Raw genomic sequence first — 4,575 nt, forward strand, 5'->3', positions numbered from 1 at the left:
TTATCTCATCTGTTATCCCAACTGCTCAAGCCCGAGCATGTGCAAAAGGCGGAGGAAAGAACCCAGGAAATTCTCGCCGATCCGCTCATCGTCAAATGGAGAACCAAATATCCTTGGGTAACCGATGCTGAGATCAAAACGAGCATGAATCGGGTTTACCAATACCGTCAGGAATATTATAACTGCGCCAAATGCCCTGGACTGGACAAGTGTCCCAACGATTTGGAAGGGCATTACACCCAGTTGATCGCTGAGCCGGTGAATGGCGTAACCCAAATTTACGATCACAAAGTGGCATGCAAGAAGCTGTTGGCCCGGCAAAGCCAGGACGCCATCCGCAGCCGCATCCGCAGCTTTTATGTGGACGAGGCGTCCCTGGAACAGGCGTATTCTGCCAAGGAAATCGTTATGAAAGACCCGGATCGGGTTTTAGCTGTTGATACCATCGTGCAGTATATCGCCGACACGAAGAAGAAGGGTCTGCAGAAGCGAGGGCTCTATTTAGTTGGCAATCTGGGTACGGGCAAAACTTTTTTGATGGGCTACCTGCTGCATGAGCTTGCAAAAGAAGGCTATAACGGAGCCATCATTTATATGCCTGACTTCTGCGAGGATCTCAAGGCGATGTTTGAAACACCGCAAAAGCTGAAGGAAACCATCGATATGCTGAAAGAAACGGATCTCCTGGTCTTTGACGATATCGGTGCGGAAAACATGACGCCGTGGCTCCGGGATCACGTGCTTGGCACGATTTTGAATTACCGGATGAACCGGAAGCCGACCTTTTTCACCTCGAATCACGGACTGGACGACTTGGAAAAGCATTTCAGCTTCACCAACCGGGATGGAGATGACGAGTTCAAAGGAGCCCGCTTAATGGACCGCATCCGTCCGTTTGTGGAGATCGTGAACGTCAAAGGAAAGAATAAACGGGGCGGGGACTCCCCGGGAGAATAACGAAAAAAGCTGCCTCTCCGCAGAATGATCTGCGCATGAGACAGCTTTCGTTTTATTCTGGTGTGACTTATAGCGCTTTATTGAGCAAAGCTATTTCGTCATCACTTCAATGACCGTCGCGATGATGCCGATGAGGAACATGAAGCCGAACATCCCGCCAAAACCGACCATCAAGTCCAAAAAATCATTGCGAGGCTCTTCATTAACATGTAGTTCCGGATTTTGCGGTTCGTTCACCATGGCGTGCCCTCCAAGCATTGTTCTCCTTTTAGTATACCCAGTTGCAGGAAACTTTGTAAAGATGGTACGGGAAATTTTGTGATATATGTCATACTTGTCATATGGTCAAGGATCGTTTGAAATCCGCGCCGGAAATGGGTAATATATGAGGGTAGGGATCAAACAGCAAGTAAAGGGAGGATTTCCATGGCTATCGTAAATGTATCGGATCAAACCTTCGGGACGGAAGTGGAAGATAAAGGCACAGTGCTTGTTGATTTTTGGGCACCTTGGTGCGGCCCGTGCAAAATGATTGCACCGATTCTCGAGGAACTGGATCAAGAGCTGGGGGATCAACTGAAGATCGCCAAGCTGAATGTAGATGACAACCCGGAATCCGCTTCTCGCTTTGGCGTGATGAGCATTCCGACGCTGATCGTGTTCAAGGACGGCCAACCGGTTGATAAGATCGTCGGCTTCCAATCCAAGGACGCGCTGAAAAACGTCGTCGCCCGTCATCAATAATACTGGCGGAAGACGGACTCACCCACGCTAGACGGACAGGAGGTGAACCGGCGGAGAAATTGCGGACGCCGGGGAACCCCCTGTTTTTTGTTAATTAACGGTTGAATTTTCAGCATTGGAGATTGGTTGGTTCAAGGGTTTGATTTGTTGGGGAGGGTTATCGAATGGCCGATGCGGTGTCTGAAAAAATCCGCGGCAAACTGGCTTTGCTCCCGGATCAGCCGGGCTGTTATTTAATGAAGAACGAAGATGGCAAGATCATCTATGTAGGCAAGGCCAAAATATTGAAAAACCGCGTGCGGTCTTACTTCACGGGCAGCCACAATGCAAAAACCCAGCGGCTCGTAAGCGAAATCCGCGACTTCGAATATATCGTGACGGCGAGCAATATGGAGGCGCTCATTCTGGAGTGCAACCTGATCAAAAAGCATTCGCCGCGCTATAACGTTTTACTCAAGGACGACAAGACGTATCCCTACATCAAAATCACCAACGAAAAGCATCCCCGGTTGGAAGTAACTCGGCGGGTGCTGAAAGATAAAGCAAAATACTATGGCCCTTATCCAAACGCTTATGCCGCTCATGAAACGAAAAAGCTCCTAGACCGGTTGTACCCGTTGCGGAAATGCCGGACGATGCCTCCCAAGGTGTGTCTCTATTACCACATTGGCCAATGCGTCGCTCCTTGCGAGTTCGAGATTGGGGACGATGTCTATCCGGATATGTTGACCAACATCAACCGTTTCTTAAGCGGCGGTCACCGGGAAATCCGCAAGGAGCTGGAGCAGCGGATGCACGAATCGGCGGAGAACCTGGAATTCGAGCGGGCGAAGGAATACCGCGATCAGATTGCCAGCATCGATGCCGTCGTGGAAAAGCAGAACATCACCATGGGCGATCTGGTGGACCGGGACGTGTTCGGCTATGCAGTGGATAAAGGCTGGATGTGCGTCCAAATTCTCCACATGCGCCAGGGCAAAATGATCGAACGTCACGCCTCCATGTTTCCTTACTATGGAGAGGAATACGACGACTTCCTGTCGTTTGTGACTCAGTACTATAGCGATAATCCGGTCGTACCCAAGGAAGCGCTGCTCCCAGAAGCGGGATCAGAAGCTGCAGAAGCAGCAGACACAACAGACGACCAATCCGTGGAAAAAGCTGTTGCCGAAGCTCCGGAGACATCCGATGTAGGAGAAGCCGACAGCAACGAGGGAAGCAGCGACAGCAAGGATATCAAAATGACGCTGGAGGAATGGATCGGCATCAAAACCTTTTTCCCGCAGCGCGGCTTGAAGCGGCAGATGGTGGACATGGCGGTAAAAAACGCCAAAGTCGCCCTAGAGGAAAAGTTCCGTTTGCAGGAGCGGGATGAGGTACGGACGGTACGGGCGGTTGAGAATCTCGGCGCCTATTTGGGGACGGGAACCGTCAGCCGGATCGAGGCCTTCGACAACTCCAACATTCAAGGGACAAACCCGGTTTCCGCTATGGTTGTCTTCACGGATGGAAAGCCGGACCGCAAGGAATACCGCAAATACAAAATCCGTACCGTGCAAGGCCCTGACGACTATGAGACGATGCGGGAAGTCATCCGGCGCCGGTACGAGCGGGTATTGAAAGAAAATCTGTCCTTTCCCGACTTGATCGTGATTGACGGGGGCAAAGGGCAAATCTCGGCAGCCCTCGACGTTTTGGAAAACGAACTGGGTCTGTCGATTCCGGTTTGCGGGCTGGTCAAGGACGCCAAGCATAAAACCGCCCAATTGATGGCGGGAGACCCTCTTGAAATTGTTCCTCTGCAAAGAGACAGTCAGGAATTCTATTTGCTGCAGCGGATCCAGGATGAAGTGCACCGTTTCGCCATCACCTTCCACCGGGAAACCCGGGGCAAATCGATGATCGCCTCCCAATTGGACTCGATTCCGGGGATCGGCGAGAAACGGCGGAAGCTGCTTCTGAAGCATTTCGGCTCCGTGAAAAAGATGAAGGAAGCGGCTGTTGAGGATTTTCGGCCCATCGGCATCGGAGATAAGCTAGCTCGGCTGATCGTGCAAACCCTGCGGGGGGAAGCGGAAGATGAGGCTCAAACCCAAGAGGTGCAATTGGAAGATGTGCCAACCGAGGAACTATAAGGCCAATGAAAAAAGCAGGAGAATCTAACGCAGATTCTCCTGCTTTTTATTAAGAAGTGGATATCAAACTTGAGCTGCGGGTCGCGGTTTGCGGAGAGTGGCGTGCAAATATAGGGTAGCCGCGGCAAAGAGGAAGGGAAGCGCCATGTAAAGCAAGCCGGTCAGCGTATAATCGGTTCGTCCCTGGATGGCCAGCGACAAGCCCATTAGGATAGAATCCATGGTAATATGAGTAAAGATTGCCGTATACAGTCCGTATTTCAGGAAAGCGTAGCCGAAGATGATTCCCAGTACGGCTACCTCCAACAAGCGGGTATAGCTGGGGTAAATCGCGTATCCTGTATGTCCCATCGCCCATATCAAGGATGGCAGGAGGATAGCAAGGAAGCGCAGCTTGAACATCTTCTTAAACAACGCGATGCCGAATAAGCGGTAAGTCAGTTCCTCCGAGATGCCGGCCATCCAGGCCATCAACGGCAAGAGCATCGGCCAGCGCATGTTTTCCAGTGCTTGGCTGGGATCGTTTACGGCGAAGGAATGGAACATCCCGTCGGCAAACAGAAACAACACCTGCTGTACGCCTAGTATGAAAAGACAGAGCAAATACCCTCTTCCCATGCTGTTGTAAATGTGCCGGCCAAAGCCTTCATCCCGCCAGCGCATCCAGCTGTACCAGCCCTTTTCCCGCCAGATCTGGTCGCCGGAAACGGCGTGGAAGTACAAAGCGATAGCTAAAAGC

General features: G+C 51.4%; 5 protein-coding genes. 3 read left to right on the forward strand and 2 right to left on the reverse strand.

Annotated features, from left to right (window positions below; all coding sequences use genetic code 11):
- A partial coding sequence (gene dnaI, locus TJ79_RS24470) for a primosomal protein DnaI (RefSeq protein WP_272944767.1) occupies positions 1 to 957 on the forward strand: 957 nt, incomplete at its 5' end.
- Between the two features lie 90 nt (positions 958 to 1,047).
- On the opposite strand, the gene TJ79_RS27445 is transcribed toward dnaI, so the two are convergent.
- Positions 1,048 to 1,197: a YqzM family protein gene (locus TJ79_RS27445; RefSeq protein ID WP_155988028.1), complete on the reverse strand. Its 150-nt coding sequence runs from the start codon at positions 1,195 to 1,197 to the stop codon at positions 1,048 to 1,050.
- A gap of 186 nt (positions 1,198 to 1,383) precedes the next feature.
- Here TJ79_RS27445 and trxA point away from each other — a divergent pair, with 186 nt between their 5' ends.
- Positions 1,384 to 1,701 carry a thioredoxin gene (gene trxA / locus TJ79_RS24475; RefSeq protein ID WP_040952973.1) on the forward strand — a complete coding sequence of 106 codons (318 nt, stop codon included), beginning with the start codon at positions 1,384 to 1,386 and terminating at the stop codon, positions 1,699 to 1,701.
- 164 nt (positions 1,702 to 1,865) lie between these two features.
- Positions 1,866 to 3,836 carry an excinuclease ABC subunit UvrC gene (gene uvrC, locus TJ79_RS24480; RefSeq protein WP_052339975.1) on the forward strand — a complete coding sequence of 657 codons (1,971 nt, stop codon included), beginning with the start codon at positions 1,866 to 1,868 and terminating at the stop codon, positions 3,834 to 3,836.
- Between the two features lie 63 nt (positions 3,837 to 3,899).
- Here the strand turns inward: uvrC and TJ79_RS24485 are convergent.
- The coding region (locus TJ79_RS24485; protein ID WP_040952976.1) for a CPBP family intramembrane glutamic endopeptidase at positions 3,900 to 4,575 on the reverse strand (676 nt) is incomplete at its 5' end.

Origin of the sequence: Gorillibacterium massiliense (genome assembly GCF_000455485.1) — a bacterium.
Classification (GTDB): domain Bacteria; phylum Bacillota; class Bacilli; order Paenibacillales; family NBRC-103111; genus Gorillibacterium; species Gorillibacterium massiliense.

Bases quoted from the DNA above. Each gene is read 5' to 3' on its own strand.
- TJ79_RS27445 (WP_155988028.1), bottom strand. From the start codon at position 1,197: ATGGTGAACGAACCGCAAAATCCGGAACTACATGTTAATGAAGAGCCT.
- trxA (WP_040952973.1), top strand. From the start codon at position 1,384: ATGGCTATCGTAAATGTATCGGATCAAACCTTCGGGACGGAAGTGGAA.
- uvrC (WP_052339975.1), top strand. From the start codon at position 1,866: ATGGCCGATGCGGTGTCTGAAAAAATCCGCGGCAAACTGGCTTTGCTC.